We start from the raw sequence: 19,943 nt of genomic DNA, 5'->3' as shown, positions 1-19,943 counted from the left end.
CGGTGTCACGGCTGCTCCGCCGACGTGCGCTGGGACCATTGTCCGGTGCCGGAATCGGAATGCTCCTCGGCGGTGGTCGAGACCACGAATTCGACGGTCGTACCGTCGGCGTCCGAGACGACGCGGATTCCGGGCATCAGGGCTTTCATCATCGGCAGTCCGCGACCGCGATCGATTTCCTCGTCCGCTCGCGGTGCGCGCCAGGTGCCGCTGTCGGAGACGGTGACGCGGATCGAATGCGCGGCCGTGGCGTGCAGCACGATGGGCCGGCCGTCACCGCGATGCCCGTGCTCGACCGAGTTCGTGCACGCCTCGTTGACGGCCAGCAGCAGATCGTAGGCACGATCCGGTCCGAGGTTCGTGCCCGCGAGCCAGGACCGCAGCAGGGCCCGCACCCGCTGCAGCTCCTCGGACCGGGCCCGGAATTCGATGTGCAGGTCCTCGAGCGATCGCTGCCCGCGGTCCGTCGCGGCCTTCCGAGCTCTGCTCTCGGGGTGACGTGGGCTCTCGGGGTGACCCATCCGATATCAGCCGTTCGTGTGTGTGCCCGCGTTCGCGACCGCGGCATCGATGTCGTCGAAGAGGGCGAATACCGTCGCCAAGCCGGTGACCTCCACGACGCGCCGCACCGGCCGCGGCGCCACTACCAGCACCCGTCCCGCCTGGCGCAGGGCGCGGACCAGCACATTCATTCCCGAGGAGTCGAAGAACTCGACAGCGGACAGATCCACGATCAGCTGTCCGGGCTGGCGAGCCACGGCCTGCTGGACTGCCGTATCCAGCCGCGGCGCGGTATGCGAATCGACCTCACCGGCCGCGACCACCACCACGAAGCCGCCGACCGAGATCACATCGGCGGTGCAGCCGCTGTGGCCTTCGCATCCCACGTGTTCACCCTTCCCTACACTCCCGGCATCCGTGCCCGGCCCACCACGAGTATGAATCGTGACGACCGAGCGGATGTGCAGGTCCATCTGCGCATGACGAACACCGCGATACTCGGCGTAGTTTCGCGGTGCCGCGCGCGGCTGTGGTCTCAACCTCGCAAGATCACCGAGTGTAACGGCCGCTGCGCGCCCACCGGGACACGCGTCGACCGGCGCGCGCCCAGCCTCGTCCACGGCGGACCTGCCGCATTCGTCGCGCGATGAGCGAAATCGCATACGCCGATGGACGATTGGAAGGCGAACAGCACGCCGGGGTGGCATGGCGCGGCATTCGCGGGCCCGGTCCGGTGTGTCTGCCGCGACACCCGACGTGTCGCCGACATGTCCCGGGCGCCGCGTGGCTATATCGCGCGACGACGTTCACGGAGGTGTTCGGTGACGACAGCGGGTCTCATCCTCGCGTGCCTCGCGGCCGCGAGTGTCGCGGCCGTCGCGCGCCTGGTTTCGCGGGCCAGATGAGCGACGGGGCTGAGATTGGCCTTACTCCCGGTCTGCGGCTACGAACGAACAGCCGACCGGGCCGTTGCTCATCGCCGCGAAAACGGCTTCGGGGATCGCAGTGTGCGAGTGTCTCCGTGCCTTACCTGATGACTGGGTATGCGCCTGAACGCCAGTCGTCGATGCGCCGACGGATGCTGTCGACCATGGGCAGTCGGTCCACTTCATCAGCGCGGAACCAGGAGACCTCATGCGACTCGTCCGACAGCGCGAGGGTTCCGCCTATCGGCTTGCCGAGGAGGCAGATGGAAAACTCCTGCCGCACTTCACCGTCGTCGTAGGCGAAAACGTGGCCGGGATTTGTGTAAGTGCCAACGATGCCGACTATTTCGACGTCGAGCCCGGTCTCCTCCTTCGTCTCTCGAACACCGCATTCGGTCAGCGACTCGCCGAGTTCCATCTTCCCGCCGGGGAGCCCCCACATACCGTTGTCCACCCGGCGCTGAAGGACGATCAACAACGTGATGCATCTTGCCGACATTGAAATCGTCACGCCTCGCCTGTCGTTCGCGCGCTGGTCGGCTGTTGGAGGAGTGAGATGATCGGTTGGGAGACAGGGCTGGTCATCGTTATCGCCATTCCGGCGGTGGTGTTCATCGCGGCGTGCATGTGGCCACCGCTAGTGCACGGCGGGCACCGAAAAGGTGTTCACCTACCGAGTGCTGGAGAACGGGGCGCTCGAACCCACCGGTGAGCCGCCGGCCGAAACCGGGTGGTGTGGTGTTCTCCGACGGTGCCACCGGCGTGTTCGTCACCCCAGGCGCATGAAACCGTAACGCGCGGGCGCTGGCGTCGAGCGTTCTTTCTGCCTGGCTGTGAACACTACGCGGCGACCGCGTGTCAATGTCCCAGAGCCGCGGCGAGATAGGGGGCGGTCGCGCTGGCGGGATCGGCGGCCGCCTCGGCCGGGGTGCCGGTGACGACGACTCGGCCGCCCTCGTTGCCGGCGCCGGGCCCGAGGTCGATGACATGGTCGGCCTGGACCACAACACGCATATCCAGTTCGGCGACCACGACGGTATTGCCCGCGTCCACGAGTTTCTGCAGGTGCAGCATCAGCCGGTCGGTGTCGGCCGGATGCAGCCCCGAGGTGGGTTCGTCGAGGAGATACAGAGCGTCGCCGCGATGGGCGCGCTGCAGTTCGGTGGCGAGTTTGACTCGTTGGGCTTCGCCGCCGGACAGTTCGGTCGCCGGCTGTCCCAGCCGGAGATAGCCGAGCCCCACGTCGCACAGAACCGTCAGCGAGCGCAGGATGTCGGTATCGCCGTCGAAGAACGCGCGCGCCTCGTCGACGCTCATCTCCAGAACCTCGGCGATATTGCGGCCGTGCCACGTGATTTCGAGTGTGCTCGCCTGGTAGCGGGTGCCGTGGCAGTCCGGGCATGGCGTGTAAACGCTGGGCAGGAACAGTAATTCGACCATCACCCAGCCTTCGCCCTCACATGTCGGGCACCGCCCGGACGCGACGTTGAACGAGAACCTGCCCGCGTTGTAGTGCCGGCGCCGCGCCTTGGGTGTACTGGCGAAACGGCGACGGATGTAATCGAACATTCCGGTGTAGGTGGCGACATTCGAACGGGGAGTGCGGCCGATCGGTTTCTGATCGATGGACACCACCCGGCGAAGATCGCCGACTCCGCCGACGATCGTGCCGTCGACGGCCTGCGACTCGTCCGAGAGCAGCAGGTCGTCTCCGTCGTCGTCGGCCGTGATCACCGGATGGCCCAGATGCTCGCCGACCAGCGCGGGGAGTGCCTGACTGACCAGGCTGGACTTCCCGGAACCCGAGACCCCGGTGACCGCCGTCAGGCATCTCAGCGGAAACGCCACCGACACGTCACGCAAGTTGTTGCGGCGCACCTTCTTCAGGCGCAACCATTCCTCCGCCCGCCGCGGCGGCCGGGGTGCGGGCCGTTCGTGGCCGAACAGATAGCGACGTGTCGCCGATTCATCGATGTTGCGTAAGCCGTCGGGCGGTCCGCTGTGCAGAATCCGGCCGCCGTTCTCGCCCGCTCCGGGACCGAGATCGACCAGCCAGTCCGCGGCGCCGATGATGTCGAGCGAGTGCTCGACGACGAACACGCTGTTGCCGCGGCGCTTCAACCCCTCCAGGATTCCCAGCAGGGCGTCCCGGTCGCGCGGGTGCAGCCCCGCCGACGGCTCGTCGAGGACGTACACGACTCCGAAGAGCTGCGAAGAGAGTTGCGTCGCCAGCCGCACGCGCTGCAACTCGCCCGACGACAGGGTCGGTGTGGTGCGATCCAACGACAGATAACCCAGGCCCAGGTCGGTGATCGGACGCAGCCGGTCCAGCAGTTCGGCGACCAAACGCTGTGCGGCAGCACGCTTTTCGACCGACATATTCGGCGTGTGACGGACATCCGGAGCCGCGTCGTGTGCGGAGCCGCCGGCCGCGACCCGTTCCTCGACCGCCGTGCGCCGCGCCGACTCGTCGAGGACGGCGTCGGAGCCGATATCGGCCGGGCGCCAGTTCTCGGCGAGCACCGACGACAACAACTCGGCGAGGCGGGCCAAGGGAAGTGCGGAGAATTCGGCGATGTCGAGCCCTTCGAACGTCACCGACAGGGCCTCCGGTTTGAGCAGTGTGCCGTCGCAGGTGGGGCACACCGCACTGCTGATGAATCGGGACACCCGCTTCTTCACCGAGGCGCTCTTGGTGTTCGCGAACGTGTCGAGGACGTACCGGCGCGCGCCGGTGAACGTGCCCTGATAGCTGGGCTCGATCTTCTGCTTCAGCGCGCGGCGCGTCTGCGCCGGGGTGAACCCCGCGTACACCGGCACCGTCGGATGCTCGTCGGTGTAGAGGATCCAGTCGCGGTCCTTCTTCGGCAGGTCTCGCCAGGGCCGGTCGACGTCGTAGCCGAGCGACACCAGGATGTCGCGGAGGTTCTGACCGTGCCAGGCCGGCGGCCAGGAGGCGATCGCCCGGTCGCGGATCGACACCGACGGGTCGGGCACCATCAGCTGCTCGGGCACCTCGTACACCCGGCCGATACCGTGACAGGTGGGACAGGCGCCTTGGACGGTGTTCGGCGAGAAGTCCTCGGCGTACAGCATCGGCTGCTTCGCGGGGTAATTACCGGCCCGCGAATACAGCATGCGGACCAGGCTCGACAACGTCGTCACACTGCCGACCGAGGATCGAGCACTACCGCCGCCGCGGTGTTGCTGCAGGGCGACCGCCGGCGGCAGCCCCTCGATCGAATCGACATCGGGAACGCCGACCTGATCGATGAGCCGCCGCGCGTACGGCGCCACCGACTCCAGATACCGGCGCTGGGATTCCGCGAACAACGTGCCGAAGGCCAGCGACGATTTCCCCGAGCCCGAGACGCCGGTGAAGACGACCAGCGCATCACGCGGGATATCGACATCGACGTCGGCGAGATTGTGCTCCCGCGCGCCGCGCACCTGGACGCAGTCGGGGACGGCGATCGGCGGATCCCCGCCGGATGCCCGCTTCCGCGCGGAAGTACCTGTCATTTGCCGGCCTCCCGTCCTCGGTGGTCGATCCGGTGCCGAAAGGGTGCTCTGGTCTCATCGGTTACCCGGGACCGGTCGCTTCTATCATGGGCGAACAGCCCGCACGAGGCCCCGCCGTGAATCTCCGTCACCTGCGACGATGCCCTCACAGCAAACTGCTGTGAGGGCATCGTCACGGAGCCTAGCGGCGGTAAGCGCGTTATTTGCTCGGCGCCGGCTTGAACGGGGCGTTGATGGTCGCGAAGTACTGGATCGCGGCGCCGATCGCGACCGGAGCGGTCACGAAGATCTGGCCGGCGAGCACTCCCAGGAAGCCGACTGCGGCGGCACCGGCGATGCAGCCGCCGAGCGGGCCGAGGCCGAACAGGGTGGCCAGGGCGCCGGTGGCGACGACACCGAGGGCAGCGCCCGCGATGCAGCCGATGGCCGCGCCGCCGATACCGCCGGCGAGGGTGCCGATGGTGGCGCCGGTGGAGATGGTGTCCTTCAGGCGGTTGAAGGCGGCGGTCTCACGGTCGTAGGGGGTCTTCCACGGGGCCGAGTCCTCGAAGGGGAGGGCGACCGGCTTGTATACCGCGTGCTGCACGTCGTACTGCGGGGTGAGGGTGGCGGTGTTGCCGGAGATGTCGGCGGCGATCGGGAACTCGAAGTCGTCGACCCGGAAGTTCAGCGGGGTGCCGGCGAGCACGGTGCCGTTGGCGGCCTTGATCTTCAGTATGCCGTCTTCGTTGACGATCGAGCCGCCGTCGGTCTTGATGACGGCTTTGTCGTTGTCTACGACGCTGGCCTTGTAGTAGACGCTCTCGGGCGCCGCGGGGGCAGCAGGGTCGGCGTTGGCGGTACCGGCCGCGACGCCGACAGCGGCGACCAGCATGGCGGCGGTCGCGACGAATTTCCTCATCATCATTTTCTGCGGAACCTCGAGACGGAGTGGTTCAGGGACGAAGGAATCACAGACGACGCCAGCTAACAGACAGTGAACGCCCGGAGTTCATTCATTCGGATCCCGTTCACCACGCCCGCTCCGCTGCCGACGAGACGTCTGAAACCTTCAGTGCGAGTGATGCTTTCTCGCGAGCCCGAAATGACGCAGAATGCGGCTGAACTGCCGTTTGTGGCTGTTATCACAGACTTTTCCCAGCATGACGACCGAATCTTCCGGCGATTCCCTCCGGTGCTCACCTGCGTTGTCTCGGGACTCGAGCGACAATGTGCCCATGGCCGTCCTCGACGAACCCACGACATGGCGTCGCTGACCCGCCCCGGCTCGCGGTCTCGTGAGCGCGACGAACGGCGTGACGCGGTGGAGCGGCGGGTGCTCGCGGCCGTGGATCGGCTGCTGGATACGGGCGTCATCTACACCGAACTGCCGGTGGCCCGGATCGCCGCTGAGGCCGATATCGCCCGCTCCACCTTCTATCGCTACTTTCCCGATAAGAGCCAACTGCTGATCCGGATGGCCGACCTGGCGACCGACGATCAATTTCGCACGGCCGAACTGTGGTGGGCCGCGGATCACCTCGACGGAGAGGCCGGGGTGGTCACCGCGATGCGGCTGATGATCGCCGGAACCCGGGCACACCATCGCGTGTTGCGCGCGCTCACCGAGGTGGCGGGGTACGACCGCGATGTGGGCCGCTACTGGCAGCAGCGGGTCCAGCGCTTCACCGAACTCGTCCGTCTGCGGCTCGACCGCGAGCGCGCGGCCGGCCGGGTTCCCGCCGACCTGGAGGTGGAGGCCACCGCCATCGCCCTGACCTGCATGGTCGAGCGTGCCATCGACTTCACCTTCGCGGCCGGGAATCCGGTGGACGACGAACAACTGGCGCGGGCGCTGGGACATGCGATCTGGCAGACGGTCTACGCCTCGTGAGCGATCTGTCGGCGCATCTGGAGTCCCTGCTGGGCATGCCGGTGGTGGCCGAGCGCACGGTCGGCCGCGGACACGCCTGGACCCTGGTTCGCGCGCGGCTCGCCGACGGCCGCGACGCCTTCGTGAAAAGTGCTGTGGGCCAACCGGGTTCGACTGCGGACCACGCCTTGATCGCGGAGGCGGCCGGCCTGCGCTGGTTGCGCGAGGCCGACGCCGCCGGTCTGATCCCACAGGTTTTGGGCGCCGACGACCGCACACTCGTCCTGCCGTGGTTGAACTCGACAGCGCCCGGCCGCGAAGCCGCGGAACAGTTCGGCGCGGCGCTCGCCGACCTGCACACGCACACCGTCGACCGGTACGGGGCCCCGTGGGTGGGTCGTATCGCCACCGTGCCGCAGGACAACGCGATGGTCGCGGGGCAGTGGGGACCCTGGTATGCCCGGTATCGACTGCAGCCGCTGCTGCCCACCGCCGCATCCGTGCTGGGCCGCAACGGTATTCGGCTCGTCGAGCGGGTGATCGACGAGATCGGCGTACTGGCCGGCCCGCCGGAACCGCCGTGCCGCATTCACGGCGACCTGTGGTCGGGCAATGTGCTGTGGACCGAGCGCGGCGTGATGCTCATCGATCCGGCCGCCCACGGCGGTCATCGCGAGACGGACCTGGCGATGTTGCGGCTGTTCGGCGCTCCGCATCTCGGCCACATTCTGGGGGCATATCAGGAGCGCTTCCCCCTTTCGCCCGGCGTGGAGCATCGGGTCGCGCTGCATCAGCTGTACCCGTTGCTGGTGCATGTCGTGCTGTTCGGTGGGGGATACCGGGAACAGGCCATCGCTGCCGCGGAAGTGGCGTTGTCCGCAGGGTGAAAGCGTCTGGGCAGCAGACTGTATGCACAGCTACGCATGTGACGCTCTAGCGTCGTCGCGGTACACCGCCAACTCGCCGAGCGACAACCACAGCCACGACGGAGTGGCTACGGTCGGGCAATGGAGTTGCGGAGGATTCACCACGCGGCGATCATCGCGTCGGACTATCAGCGATCGAAAGAGTTCTACACCGAAGTGCTCGGGCTGCGGGTGGTAGCGGAGCACTACCGGGCCGAACGTCGTTCGTGGAAGCTGGATCTCGCACTGCCGGACGGCGCCCAACTGGAACTGTTCTCGTTCCCGGATCCGCCGCCTCGGCCGTCGCGGCCGGAGGCGTGCGGGTTGCGTCATCTCGCCTTCGCCGTCGAGGACGTCGCCGCGGGCCTGGCGGAGCTGCGGGGGAGGGGAGTGGTCGTGGAGGACGTCCGCGTCGACGAATTCACCGGTCGCCGTTTCGGTTTCTTCTTCGACCCGGACGACTTACCGCTGGAGTTGTACGAGGCCTGAGTCCGTTCCGGCCGCTCTCGCGTCCGGGAGGCGCCGGCGTTCGGGACCATGCCGGACGGCACTGCGGGGATGAAGAGCATAAAACAATACGAGATGGAGATATGCGCATCTGACTATGTCACTCCGAATGGCACGCCGGAGACTTCCAGCTCAAACAGCGGAAACCACAAGAAGCACATGACGAAAAGGGTCTCTTCGTACGTCCGGAGTGAGGGGTTGTCCGCCGGGTGAGGGCGGCTGCCATACGATGGCCGGATGACCACAGTGTTGCTCAACACATCAGCCGGGGACATCACCCTCGAACTGGACGAGACGAAGGCGCCGCAGACGGTCGCGAACTTCGTGGACTACGTCAAGTCCGGTCACTACGAGGGAACGATCTTCCACCGTGTGATCCCGGGGTTCATGGTGCAGGGCGGCGGACTCACCGCCGATATGCAGCAGAAGCCGGCGCCCAACCGGGTGCAGAACGAAGCGAAGAACGGGCTGCGCAACGACAAGTACACCGTCGCGATGGCGCGCACGTCGGATCCGCATTCGGCCAGTGCGCAATTCTTCATCAACACCTCCGACAACAATTTCCTGAACTACCCGGGCCAGGACGGCTGGGGTTACGCGGTCTTCGGCAAGGTCGTGGACGGCAACGCCGTCGTCGACTCGATCGAGGGTGTCCGTACGGGCTCTAAGGCCGGTCATCAGGATGTGCCGGTGGAGCCGATCACGATCGTGTCCGCCCAGGTGGCCTGAGCCCCGCCGCGACTACGCCCCGCATACCGGTTCCGTCGGGGAGCCGGGGTGCGGGGCGTCCGTGTGTCCGGGACCGGTCAGACGAGCCGGTGGCCGCCGTCGACGTGCACGACGGTGCCGGTCATGAAGTCGTTGTCGAGGACGGAGTGGAAGGCGGCCGCGATATCGGCCGGTTGCCCGATGCGGCCGACCGGCAGGCGTTCGGCCATGGCGGCCAGGCGGATGTCCTTGTCCGCGCCCGCGAAGTCGTCCCAGATCGGGGTGTCGACCCAGCCGGGGGAGACGGCGTTGACCCGGATCGGCGCCAATTCCAGGGCGAGCGCCCGGATCAGGCCTTCCAGTGCGGCATTGGCGGTGGCGACCACCGATCCGCCCACGGCCGGTCGATAGGCCGCGATACCCGAGGTCACCGTCAGGGACCGGCGAACGCGGGGGGCGGCGTACTTGGCGACCAGCCAGGGGCCGAGGACCTTGATATCGAGGACCGTGCGGGCGGCGTCGGCGGGAAGTTCGGTGAGGGGGCCGTACCCGTGGCGCATGTCGGCGGCGGTGATCACCACGTGGTCGACGGTGTCGACGGCATCGAAAAGAGCCGCGACGGTGCGTTCTTCGGCGATATCGACGCGATGGGATACGAGCCGCTCCGGGTGGTTCAGCTGTGCGGTGGCCGTGTCCAGTCGGGCGGTGTCGCGGCCGGCGATCGTCACGTGGTGGCCGGTGTGCAGGAGACGCTCGGCGAGGGCCAGGCCCATGCCGGAGCCGCCGCCGATGATCAGGGTGTGGGTCGTGTCGGTCATGATTGTCACCGTCCGCCGTTTCGGTCGTGTCCGGAAGGCCGCTGCAGGCCTGGTCCTGGCGGGACCACCCCTCTGTCCCGGGAACCGGGCACACTGGTGAGGTGAACGATCGTCGTGCCCTGGGGGACTTCCTGCGTGCCCGTCGTGCGCGGATCCAGCCGTCGCAGGTCGGTTTGCCGCCGGGAACGCGGCGCCGGCAGACCGCCGGACTGCGGCGGGAGGAGGTGGCGGCGCTGGCCGGGCTGAGCGTGGACTACTACATCCGGCTCGAACAGGGCCGGGACCGCAACCCCAGTCCGGAGGTGCTGGCGGCGCTGGCCTCGGCGTTGTTGCTCGATGCCGACGAGACGGTCCATGTGCAGCAACTGGTCCGGCTGGCGGGGGGACGGCCGGCGACGGCGGCGGCGCCGATCGCCGCAGCCGGCCGTGGTCTGGTGTTGTTGCTGGGTTCCATCCGCCCCACCCCGGCGTTCGTGCTCGACCAGGTGAGCAACGTCCTGGCCGCGAATCCGGAGGGCTGGCGGCTGCTGTGGGGCATCGAGGAGTGGGAGCCGGTGCGACGCAATCTGATTCGCTACGTGTTCACCCATCCGGCGGCGCGCACGGTATTCGAGGACTGGACGGGGATGGCGCGCGACAGTGTCGCCCATCTGCGGGTCGTGCAGGGTGCGGGCACCCACCGCACCGAACTGGCGGCGCTGACCGATGAATTATGTGCGGCCAGTGCGGATTTCGAGGCGTTGTGGGCGCACTACGAGGTACGGACGAAGCGGGGAACGCGCCGGATGTTCCGGCATCCGGTCGTGGGGCGGATGGAGTTGACCTCGGAAATCCTGACAGCGCCGGACGGTCAGCGGTTCGTCGCGTTCCAGGCCGAACCGGGCAGCCCGGACCGCGACGCGGTGACGCTGCTAGGGCTGGTGGGTGATGACGTACCAGAGCGCGGCGAGGGTGCCGAGCACGAACAGCGGTGACAGGATCCAGGTCTCGACCTTGTTGCCGGTGCGGTCGATGATCGGTACCCGGGTGCGGATTCCGAGCGGCCAGAACAACCGGCAGCCGCGATCGGTGAGACAGTCGCCGATGAGATGAGCCAGCGCCCCCAGGCCGACGGAGAAGGGCAACCAGGAGGGTTTGTCGGAGATCCACTGGTCCATGGCGAAGGTGCCGGCCACCGCGAGCACGGCGATGGTGGCGTAGGAGCGGAAGCCTTCACCGGGTGGGCACAGGTTCAGCGCCCGGACCGCGAGGGCGAGCAGGAAGAAGACCAGTCCGAGGGTGAACCAGCGCCCCAGCCAGTGTTCGCCGGCCCAGGTGCCGAAGGCGATCGCGACGACGAAGGCCAGCGAGTGGGTGGCGTGGCGGTGCCCGCCGGAGACGCTGGAGATGATGCGGCAGGCGGTGTGCGTGACAGGTCCGAGCGCATGCGAAATGGTGCCGTTGGGATGGTCGGCGTCGGGCAGCAGCGCGGCGCCGGCGGTGAGAAAGGTTCCCAAGAGCAGGTCGGCGGTGCCGATGTGGCCGATCGTGGCCGCGGGGAAGGTGAGAATCGAAAGTGGTAGCGCGGCAGCGGCTCCCGCCCACGCCAGCGCACCACTGGTCGCATGTGAATGTCCTAGCACCGACTCGAGATTAGCCGATCTTGGTCGGGCGACCGAAGCGGGTCAGGAGTGCGGATGCGGGTCGAGTACCCGATCGAGGGCGTTGAGGTCGGATTCCAGTGCGTAGAAGGTGCGCAGGGTGATCAGGAACGCGAAAAGCCCTCCGACACAGAGTCCGACGATGGGGCCGATCACGGTCTGCTGCTGGTCGGGGGTGAGGAAGACCAGTCCGGCGGGCACGCCGATCAGCGGTACGCAGGCGGCGACCCCGAGGTAGATGCGGCTGCGGTGGACCATGCGCCGCAACATGGCGGCGTCGGCGGGGGTGGTGGCGCCCGCGGCGACCAATCCGGGGTAGTACCAGCGCAACACGAAGTAGGTGACGGGGAAGTAGGTGTAGACCACGGCGACGCAGGCGGCGACGAGGTTGCAGGCGATGAGGCTGGTGACGAGTCCGGCGTCGAGCCCGCCGAGAGTGTGCAGCTTGATCAGGAAGATGCCCAGTGCCGCAAGCCATCCCACGAAGGTGGCAATGGCGATCCGGTCGCCGCAGGCGAGGGTGTCGGCGCGGGCTCCGGCCAGGGTGGCGGCGTCGAACTGTCTGCCGCGGCGCAATCCGTTGGGTACCACGAACACCGAACGGCACCAGTACAGCAGGACGCCGATGGCGACGGGGTAGGCGATGACGATCATCAGCAGGCCGAGTCCGGCCATCTGCTCGGCGGCGTCGGGGCCGAGGGCGTCGCGGATGAGGCGCAGGTTGTGCGATCCGAGGTAGAGACCGGCGAGTAGATGGCCGAGCAGGCTGGACAGGGTGACCACGGGCATCGGGCGCATGCGCAGCCGGGCGCGCAGGCTGTTGGCGGGCGGATCGACGAGATCGCGCGCGGCGCGGTCCTGGCTGAGGTCCAGTTGCTGGGCCAGTTCGGCGCCGGTGGCGTAGCGATCGGCGGGATCCGGTGACAGGCAGGTGAGCAGGGCGTGCCGCAGTAGCGCGGGAGTGTCGGCGGGGAGGTCGGCGTCGAAGCGCGCGGCGACCGGGTTGCGGCGCCGTTCGATCATGGCTTCCAGCGACTCTTCGGTTTCGCCGGCATCGTGGCCGTCGTCGAACGGGATGCGGCCGGTGAGCAGTTCCCACAGCACCACGGCCAGGGCGTAGAGGTCGGTGCGGGTGTCGAGGTCGGCGGCGGTGGTGTCGAGGTTGGGGTGACAGGCCTCGAGTTGTTCGGGCGCCATATAGGGCAGCGAACCGCCGAAGTAGGCGACGGGGTTGGCGCCGGGGAGGTGGCGGCTGAAGCTGATGTTGAAATCGGCGAGTTTGGGCTGGCCGTCGGAGGTGAGCAGTACGTTGGCGGGTTTGATGTCGCGGTGCAGGACGCCGCGCCGGTTGGCGTAATCGAGGGCCGCGGCCAGCCGGCTGCCGAGCCAGGCAACGGTTTCGGGCCAGCTGAGCCGGGCGAGTTCGGTACGGGTGGGTGAGGGCTGGGGTTCGAGGACGCCGCCGGTGGTGGTGGCGGCATCGATGGCCTCCAGGAGCAGGCCGCCGTCGCGCATCCCGGGTGCCGTGCGCCGGAGCATGCGCAGGACGCCGAGCAGGGTGCCGCCGGGCACGTACTGCATGTACATGAGCTTGAGGTGCTGCTCGGTGATCTGGCGCTGGTCGAAGACACGGACGATGTGGTCGTGGTCGAGCTGGGCCAGCGTTTGCGGTTCGCTGCCGCGATCGTGGGAGATCTTGACCGCCACGAGGCGGCCCATGGAGCGTTGCCGGGCGAGGAAGACGCGGGCGAAGGCGCCTTGACCGAGCGGCAGCAGCAGGTCGAAGTCGTCGACGGTGGCGCCCGGATTGATGGTGTCGAGGGCGTCGAGTGCGGTGGGGTCGGCGAGCATGGTGGTGCGCAGTCCGGGCTCCGCGGTGGGCGCGGCGTCGAATCCTTCGGTGATGCGGGCCATCTGGGTGGGATAGTCCTGTTCGTATTCGTCGAGGTCGACGGAGTGGTGGTCGCGTCGGCTGCGGGCGGTGATCTCTTCGTAGATCAGGTCGGGCGGCAGGGGGGCGGCGCCGAGTTCGGGGAATCGCGCGCGGTAGTCGGCGAGGCGCAGGGCGTCGGAGTCGCGCTGCCAGCGTTCGTGCAGGTCGACCTTGATCAGTTCGATGAGCGCGGAGCGCCGCAGGGCGGGTTCGGTGGGCAGATGCGCGGACAGATCAGGGGGTTCGCCCGCGGTTTGCCACTGCTGGGCGAAGCGGGCGACCAGGGACGTCAACGCGGTCTGCGTCGCGGTGGCGCGGTCGGCACCGGGGTCGGGTGCGGTCGCGCCGAGGTGATCTGTCATCCTCGCTCGCTTCGAGTCGGTGGTACCCGGGCCCGCACCCGAGATTAAGTGAATCCTCCCATGAATAATTGGGAACGTGCCGATACCGTTACGTTATACGGGAATTCGCGCATCGCGTGCGCGGACGTCGGCCGGGTGCGCGCGATCGGCCGGTTCGCACCGCCGGGGGTCGCGGCGCCGGACGGCGGCGGCCGGGTTCGCGGGTTAGCTCGGCGGCTGTCGTGACGGTGGTGTGCCGTCGAGGGCTGGCATCAGCAGACAAAAGCGAGATAGGCTCCGCGCGAATGTCGAAGCAATCGAGCGGCCGTCGCGGTCGTTCTCGTCGAAAGGGGTCCGCCGTGTCGGTGCCGGCCGCGGTGAAATCGGAGATTCAGAACATCGGGGGCGCGTTCATGTTCTCCCGCGAGGCCAAGGCCTTCGGTGCCGGCACCGGAGTGGACGGTTTCATCGGTCCCTACACCCGGGGCCGGGCCGGTGTCCTCGGTGACGTCGACGCTGCCGTCGTGACCGCCGCCTTCGGCTTCTTCGAACCGGCGACCGTGCGTGCGGCATGGGAATCGGTGCCGGTGGCCCCCGCCGCGGCGGCCACCGGATATGTGCGCGCCTGCCAGGATTTCGGCCGCCGCAAACTGGCCGGTTTCGACTCCGCCGACCGGCTGGCCGAACTGCTGCAGACCGTGGCCGACACCGCCGAGGTCGCGGGGGTGCCGCTGTTCGCGGGCTGGCACGCCCTGCCGCAGGCGCCGGATGCCGCCGGCCGGGTGCTGCAACTGATCCACTCGTTGCGAGAGTTGCGCGGCGGTGTGCATCTGATCGCGGTCCGCGCCAGTGGGCTGTCGCCGTTCGAAGCGGTCCTCATCGGTGGTTCGCCGCGCGCGGACGGACCGACGCAGGCCCGGCTGTTCGGCTGGGGCGATCGGGTCGACGCGACGGAGGTGACCACCGCGATGCGACAGCGCTGGGATGCCGCCGAGGCGCTGACCGACGAGTTGATCGCACCGGCCTTCGCGGGGCTGGACGAGCAGGGCGGCAAGGAACTGGTCGCGCTGCTGCAGGAGGCGCACACCACCGTGTTCACGCGGTGACAGGGCCGCGGCACCTGTCATCGGTCGTTGCCATACTGAAGTAAGCTGATGGTATGGCGGAGACGAAGAAGGTGACGATCTCGGTCCCCAAGGACGATGTGTCCACCCTGGAGCGGTGGAAGGCGTCGGGACGGATCGACAACGTGTCCGCCTATGTATCCGCGGCGCTGCGTGATCGCATGCATCGCGATATCTCCCTGGACGCGATCGAGGCGACCTTCGGGGGTGTGCCGCCGCTCGAACTGGTGAATCAGGCCCGCAGCATGCAGGGCCTGCCGCCGTTGTCGGCGGAGGATCTGGATCGTCCCAGCGCCGGCGCCGCGTGAGCCCGGCCGCACTCGGCGGCGTGGTGTTCGACACCGCCGCGGTGGTGGGCTGGACACGGCGGCTGCCGTACGTGCACGCGGTCGCGTGGGCGACCGCCGAAGCAGGGCACACGATCGTCGTACCCGCCGCGGTGGCCGCGGCGGGGCAGGCCCTGATCCGGGCGGACCGGCTCGATATCCTCGCGGTGTTGCTGGATCTGCCGCATACCGTGGTCACCGGTCTGGACACCGGTGCCGCGTCACGGGTCGCGGGGTTGCTCGCCGGCCGATCCGATGCCGATGCGCTGGTGGCGGCCGGTCAGGCCGCCAGTGAGGCGGTGGCGCGCAACTGGCCGTGCCTGACCGCGCGGCCCGATATGTTGCGGCGCATCGACCACAAGGTGCTGGTGGATCCGCTGCCGTGACCGGCCGCGACCGTGGCCGCCCTGCGACGATGAGGAGAGGACACCGCGACGATGGCACAGACCGTGAGCCCCAGGATTTCCCGGCTGCGTCAGTTGATCGACCATCCCGCCACCGGCGCGGCCGAACGTGATGCGGCCCAGCGCATGCTGGATCGGATCCTCGCCAAGCATCCGCACTGGGCCGGACCGGGTGGCGATCGCGACTACGGACAGCGCTACCACCGGATCGGCCGCCACGCCACGCTCGCGAGCATCGCGGAGATGATCGGTCAGGACATCGCTTTCGCGAAGATCTTCAGCATGCCGCAGCATCGCGCCGAGATCGTCGAACGCTCGCCGATTCGCGACGCCCCGATCGAGATCGGCTATTCGGTGGGTGCGCCCTATGTCGGCAAGATCATCGTGACCATCGAGGGCGTGCCCCGGGAATGGGGATGGGTCACCGACTGTGGGATCGACAGCCCCAGCCCGGCGCTGCAGGAGCTGGCCGACGAGGTCGCCGAGATCATGAATGCCTACAACCACGACGGTAGCGATATCGGGAAACGCTTCTTCGCCGGTGTGCGGGTTCCGGAACGCACGTTGATCTGGTGAGCGGGGCGGCTCAGGCCTCGATCCGGTCGAGGACACCGCCGAGTCGTGACAGGGCGCCGCGCCACCCTCGCTCCATCGCGTTGCGGGCCATCTTCTGGCGGCGATCGCCGATATCGAAACCGGTCTGGGTCAACAGCACTCGCGAACCTCGCCCTTGCGTTTCGAGGCCCCACTCGACCACCCAGCGGGCGGGATGCCGCGCGCGCAGATCGACCCAGCTGTAGCTCAGTTGCCGGGTGGGCCGCGCTTCGAGAACTTCGCAGGCGATTTCGGCGCTCGGTTCGGTCGGCACCACGAAGAGAAAATGTGTCCCGACCGACGGCAGCAGGCCGATCGATCGCATCAGCCATTGCTCGACCAGATCCGATTCGGTGAGGGCTCGCCAGACCAGTTCCGGCGCCTGGGGGAAGAAGCCGCCGATCTCCACCGCGGCCGGATCCAATTCCGAGTCGAAGTTCACCGCTGCACCTCCTGCGTGAGGCCGTTCTCGGCACGAGCATGGCACGCCCGTACCGGGCCCTGCTGAAACCGGGCGAACTCGGCGTTTCTCGCACGCTCGGTCCAGGTCATCGAGCTGCCCCGGGCACCAGCCTACCGGCCCGATTGCGCTGTCCCGGAACTTCTTTCACCTGCCCGAGGTCCGCGCCCGCGCAACGCCACGCGCGCGCCGAAATTCGAGGTGAGGCCGTGGGATCCGCTGTCGGGCGGCGGTCGGCGAGAGTCCCGAGGACGACCTCGATCGCGAGCTGGGTCGGTGTCCGCCGACGACGGTCAGCCGCACCGCCGGACGGTGACCGTCAGGTTCTTCATGATCGGCTGGTCGCTCTGGGTGCTGTAATCGCCGATCGCGCACAGCACGTTCAGTTCCGGCATGTAGCCGGCCGCGCATCCGGACGGGATGTCGTAGCCGATCACCGTGTAGTCGTGCACCGAACGGGTGCTGCCGTCGCGGGCGGTGCTGGTGATGTCGACCCGGTCGAACTGCGACAGACCGCGCTCGCGCATGTCGTCGGCGTTCATGAAGATCAGCGTGCGCAGGTTGCGCACCCCGCGATACCGGTCGTTGTCGGAGTAGATGGTGGTGTTCCACTGGTCGTGTGAGCGCATGGTCGCCAGGGTCAGCGTCCCGGTTTCCCGCGAGATCTCCGGCAGTGGCGCGGCGGAGAACTCGGCGCGTCCCGTGGGCGTCCGGAAGACCAGTTCCCGTGCGGGCTGGCGGATTCGGAACCCCAGTGGCAGGCGCACCCGGCGGTTGAAGTCCTCGAATCCGTCGAGCACCTGCGCCATGGTGTCGCGGATACGGTCGTAATCCTCGACGTAGTGCTCCCAGGGGGTGGCGCTGTGCGGCAGTGCGGCGCGGGCGATTCCGGCGATGATCGCCGGTTCCGACAGCAGTCGCGGGGATGCAGGCTTCTTCATGCCCTTCGACAGGTGGACCATACTCATCGAATCCTCCACCGAGGTCTGCTGCAGGCCGCCACGCTGCTCGTCGCGTTCGGTGCGGCCCAGACACGGCAGAATCACCGCCCGGCGGCCGTGGACCAGATGACTGCGATTGAGTTTGGTGCTGACCTGCACGGTCAGATCGCACTTGCGCAGCGCGTCGAAGGTATAGGCGGTATCGGGCGCGGCGAGGGCGAAATTGCCGCCCATCCCGACGAAGACCCGCACGGAGCCGGCGTGCATGGCGTCGATGGTGCCGACGGTGTCGAGACCGTGCGCGCGCGGCGGGTCGATACCGCACACTCGCGCGAGCCGGTCGAGGAATTCCGGCGCCGGTCGGTGATCGATACCGCAGGTCCGGTTGCCCTGCACATTGCTGTGTCCGCGCACCGGGGACGGGCCCGCGCCCTCCCGGCCCAGATTGCCGCGCAACAGCAGCAGATTCACGATCTCGCGTACCGTGTCGACGCCGTGTTCGTGCTGGGTCACGCCCAGACACCAGCTGATGATGCTGCGATCGGCATCGCAGTAGATGCGCGCGGCCTTGCGGATATCGGCGGCGCTCACGCCCGAGTGCTGTTCGATCTCGGCCCACGCGGCGGCCTCGCAGACCGCGCGATAGTCCTCGAAACCGGCGGTGTAGCGGGCGATGAATTCCGCGTCGACCGCCTTGGGATTCGAATTCGACTCCTCCAGAACGGCTTTCGCGATCCCGCGGACCAGTGCCATATCGCCGCCGATACGCGGCTGCAGATTCAGCGTGCTGGTGGCGGTGGCGTGGAAGGTCGCCATCCGAGTGAGGTCGTGGGGGATGATCGCGCGCCGCGCGGCGGCCTCCACCAGCGGATTCACATGCACGATCTGCGCGCCCCGCTGATGCGCCTCCACCAGCGAGGTGAGCATGCGCGGCGCGTTGGACGCGGCGTTGACCCCGAAGATGAACAGCGCGTCGGTGGCCTCCCAGTCGACCAGGTCGACGGTGCCCTTGCCGGTGCCCAGCGCGGCCTGCAACGCCCGGCCGCTCGCCTCGTGACACATGTTCGAGCAGTCGGGCAGATTGTTGGTGCCCAGCTCCCGAGCCATCAGCTGGTACAGGAATGTGGCCTCGTTACCCAGCCGGCCGGACGTGTAGTAGGCGGCGGCGCCGGGATCGTCGAGGCCGCGCAGAGTGCGGCCGATCAACTCGAAGGCTTCGGGCCAGCCGATCGGCACATAGCGGTCGGTGTCGGGGTCGTAGCTCATCGGCTCGGTGAGCCGGCCCTGATCCTCGAGGTCGAAATCGCTCCACCGCGCCAGTTCGGCGACCGTGTGCGCGGCGAAGAACTCGCGGTCGACGCGCTTGTGGGTCATCTCCCAGGCGACGTGCTTGATGCCGTTCTCACAGATGTCGAGGCGCAGGCCCTTGCGGTCGTCGGGCCAGGCGCAGCCCGGACAGTCGAATCCGCCGTTCTCGTGATTCATCTTCATGATCGCGTGCGGTCCGGCGATCGGCTCGCCCTCGCGCAGCAGGAATTGGGTGACGCTCTTGGCCGCGCCCCAGCCGGCCGCGGGGTGGTGATACGGGTGGAATTCGGGCTCGTCGGCCCGGTCTGCACGCGAACTGACGGCCATGACCTGTCCCTTCGACGATTCCGAGATTCCGGCTGTGACGCGGTCGAGAAATGCGAAGTTCGTGCCCGCATCCGATTCTCGCCGCGAAACCGCCGAATCACAATGTCGACACCGCGGCGAATACACCGTGCCCGGCGGCGGCGAGGCGCCGGCCGTCCGCGATCCGCTGCCGGCCTACGCCGGTACCGGCCGCTGGGCCTGCCCGGCGCCCTGGCCTCGTATCCGATGCCCGCCGGTCGGCGACACGCTGCGCCGCGTCTCCGCATCCACGCCGTGGTGCGCGGCGCTACCGTAGCGGCGTGAAGCTGCGGCCCGGTCTGGAAGCCGAATTCAGCGTCGAGGTGACCGCCGCGGACACCGCCGTCGCACTCGGCAGCGGCGATGTCGACGTCCTGGCGACCCCTCGTATCGTCGCGCTCGCCGAGGAGGCCACGGTGCGCGCGGTTCGAGACGCGTTGCCGCACGGGCGGACCAGCGTGGGAACCGAGGTGTCGGTGCGCCACCGCCGCCCGAGCCCGCCGGGCACGATGCTCACCATCGGAGCCCGGCTGGTGGAGGTCGACGGTCCGCGCCTGACCTTCCGTGTGGTGGCTCACGTCGGCGAGGTGCTGGTCGCCGACGGTACCGTGCGCCGCACCGTGGTCGAGCGCCGCGACTTTCTGGCGCGCGCTCGCGGCGACTGAGGCGGGCCCGTCCGGCCCGGTGCCGGCGGCGCGCGACGCCGATTCGATCAACTAGAACATGTTGTGCTGCCGAAATCAGTGCTGGACACCTTTCCAGCGCAGGTCGGGGCCGCATCATCGCAA

Annotated in this window: 20 protein-coding genes; 10 read left to right on the top strand and 10 right to left on the bottom strand. The window is 68.2% G+C overall.

Translation table 11 applies throughout. From position 1 onward, the window contains the following. Window positions 1-5 precede the first annotated feature (5 nt). The 5 genes from LKD76_RS17490 to LKD76_RS17470 form a co-directional block, all read right to left on the bottom strand. The gene (locus LKD76_RS17490; RefSeq protein WP_227982399.1) at window positions 6-521 is read right to left on the bottom strand and encodes an ATP-binding protein; all 516 of its coding nucleotides are present in this window, start codon (window positions 519-521) and stop codon (window positions 6-8) included. A 6-nt stretch (window positions 522-527) separates the two neighbouring features. Further along, window positions 528-887 carry an STAS domain-containing protein gene (locus LKD76_RS17485; protein WP_227982398.1) on the bottom strand — a complete coding sequence of 120 codons (360 nt, stop codon included), beginning with the start codon at window positions 885-887 and terminating at the stop codon, window positions 528-530. 640 nt (window positions 888-1,527) lie between these two features. Further along, window positions 1,528-1,938, bottom strand: coding sequence for an NUDIX hydrolase (locus LKD76_RS17480; protein WP_227982397.1), 411 nt, complete (start codon window positions 1,936-1,938; stop codon window positions 1,528-1,530). Between the two features lie 347 nt (window positions 1,939-2,285). After that, window positions 2,286-4,949, bottom strand: a complete 2,664-nt coding sequence (locus LKD76_RS17475; RefSeq protein ID WP_227982396.1) for an excinuclease ABC subunit UvrA — start codon at window positions 4,947-4,949, stop codon at window positions 2,286-2,288. A gap of 199 nt (window positions 4,950-5,148) precedes the next feature. Continuing rightward, window positions 5,149-5,856, bottom strand: a complete 708-nt coding sequence (locus tag LKD76_RS17470; protein WP_227982395.1) for a DUF8020 domain-containing protein — start codon at window positions 5,854-5,856, stop codon at window positions 5,149-5,151. A gap of 336 nt (window positions 5,857-6,192) precedes the next feature. Between LKD76_RS17470 and LKD76_RS17465 the strand changes: the two genes are divergently transcribed. The 4 genes from LKD76_RS17465 (at window position 6,193) to LKD76_RS17450 (ending at window position 8,942) form a co-directional block, all read left to right on the top strand. Further along, window positions 6,193-6,822, top strand: coding sequence for a TetR/AcrR family transcriptional regulator (locus LKD76_RS17465; RefSeq protein ID WP_227982394.1), 630 nt, complete (start codon window positions 6,193-6,195; stop codon window positions 6,820-6,822). After that, window positions 6,819-7,688 (top strand): fructosamine kinase family protein, encoded by an 870-nt coding sequence (locus LKD76_RS17460; protein WP_227982393.1) that lies wholly within the window; start codon window positions 6,819-6,821, stop codon window positions 7,686-7,688. Before LKD76_RS17465 ends, LKD76_RS17460 begins: the two co-directional genes overlap by 4 nt. A 120-nt stretch (window positions 7,689-7,808) precedes the next feature. After that, a complete protein-coding gene (gene gloA2, locus LKD76_RS17455) occupies window positions 7,809-8,195 on the top strand; it encodes an SMU1112c/YaeR family gloxylase I-like metalloprotein (RefSeq protein ID WP_227982392.1) in 387 nt (128 codons plus the stop codon). 255 nt (window positions 8,196-8,450) lie between these two features. Continuing rightward, the gene (locus LKD76_RS17450; protein ID WP_227982391.1) at window positions 8,451-8,942 is read left to right on the top strand and encodes a peptidylprolyl isomerase; all 492 of its coding nucleotides are present in this window, start codon (window positions 8,451-8,453) and stop codon (window positions 8,940-8,942) included. Between the two features lie 77 nt (window positions 8,943-9,019). Here the strand turns inward: LKD76_RS17450 and LKD76_RS17445 are convergent, their stop codons facing one another. Continuing rightward, entirely contained in the window at window positions 9,020-9,739 is a 720-nt protein-coding gene (locus LKD76_RS17445; RefSeq protein ID WP_227982390.1) for an SDR family oxidoreductase, read from the bottom strand. Between the two features lie 101 nt (window positions 9,740-9,840). Between LKD76_RS17445 and LKD76_RS17440 the strand changes: the two genes are divergently transcribed. Beyond that, a complete protein-coding gene (locus tag LKD76_RS17440) occupies window positions 9,841-10,713 on the top strand; it encodes a helix-turn-helix domain-containing protein (protein WP_227982389.1) in 873 nt (290 codons plus the stop codon). On the opposite strand, the gene LKD76_RS17435 is transcribed toward LKD76_RS17440, so the two are convergent. Together LKD76_RS17435 and LKD76_RS17430 are read right to left on the bottom strand one after the other, a co-directional pair. Continuing rightward, a complete protein-coding gene (locus tag LKD76_RS17435; protein ID WP_227982388.1) occupies window positions 10,651-11,361 on the bottom strand; it encodes a metal-dependent hydrolase in 711 nt (236 codons plus the stop codon). The genes LKD76_RS17440 and LKD76_RS17435 overlap by 63 nt on opposite strands. Before the next feature lie 42 nt (window positions 11,362-11,403). Next, window positions 11,404-13,674, bottom strand: a complete 2,271-nt coding sequence (locus LKD76_RS17430; RefSeq protein WP_227982387.1) for a serine/threonine-protein kinase — start codon at window positions 13,672-13,674, stop codon at window positions 11,404-11,406. Between the two features lie 338 nt (window positions 13,675-14,012). Here LKD76_RS17430 and LKD76_RS17425 point away from each other — a divergent pair, with 338 nt between their 5' ends. From LKD76_RS17425 to LKD76_RS17410, 4 genes are read left to right on the top strand one after another with little or no spacing between them, the layout of a single operon-like run. After that, window positions 14,013-14,759 carry an SCO6745 family protein gene (locus tag LKD76_RS17425; protein ID WP_227982386.1) on the top strand — a complete coding sequence of 249 codons (747 nt, stop codon included), beginning with the start codon at window positions 14,013-14,015 and terminating at the stop codon, window positions 14,757-14,759. A gap of 53 nt (window positions 14,760-14,812) precedes the next feature. Then, window positions 14,813-15,085, top strand: a complete 273-nt coding sequence (locus LKD76_RS17420) for a hypothetical protein (RefSeq protein ID WP_227982385.1) — start codon at window positions 14,813-14,815, stop codon at window positions 15,083-15,085. Continuing rightward, entirely contained in the window at window positions 15,082-15,489 is a 408-nt protein-coding gene (locus LKD76_RS17415; RefSeq protein WP_227982384.1) for a hypothetical protein, read from the top strand. The genes LKD76_RS17420 and LKD76_RS17415 overlap by 4 nt, the downstream gene beginning before the upstream one ends. A 51-nt stretch (window positions 15,490-15,540) precedes the next feature. After that, on the top strand, window positions 15,541-16,083 hold the full coding sequence (locus LKD76_RS17410; protein ID WP_227982383.1) for a hypothetical protein: 543 nt from the start codon (window positions 15,541-15,543) through the stop codon (window positions 16,081-16,083). Between the two features lie 10 nt (window positions 16,084-16,093). Here the strand turns inward: LKD76_RS17410 and LKD76_RS17405 are convergent, their stop codons facing one another. Together LKD76_RS17405 and LKD76_RS17400 are read right to left on the bottom strand one after the other, a co-directional pair. After that, window positions 16,094-16,543, bottom strand: coding sequence for an SRPBCC family protein (locus tag LKD76_RS17405; protein ID WP_227982382.1), 450 nt, complete (start codon window positions 16,541-16,543; stop codon window positions 16,094-16,096). Window positions 16,544-16,854: 311 nt separating this feature from the next. Continuing rightward, complete coding sequence (locus LKD76_RS17400) at window positions 16,855-19,137, bottom strand: FdhF/YdeP family oxidoreductase (protein WP_227982381.1); 2,283 nt, start codon at window positions 19,135-19,137, stop codon at window positions 16,855-16,857. Window positions 19,138-19,436: 299 nt separating this feature from the next. Between LKD76_RS17400 and LKD76_RS17395 the strand changes: the two genes are divergently transcribed. Then, window positions 19,437-19,820: a thioesterase family protein gene (locus LKD76_RS17395; RefSeq protein ID WP_227982380.1), complete on the top strand. Its 384-nt coding sequence runs from the start codon at window positions 19,437-19,439 to the stop codon at window positions 19,818-19,820. The last annotated feature ends 123 nt before the right edge of the window (window positions 19,821-19,943 follow it).

The organism is Nocardia spumae, from assembly GCF_020733635.1.
Taxonomy (GTDB): Bacteria; Actinomycetota; Actinomycetes; order Mycobacteriales; family Mycobacteriaceae; genus Nocardia; species Nocardia spumae.
Note: the sequence above shows the minus strand (reverse complement) of the source record. Positions and strands in the feature narration are given on the sequence as shown.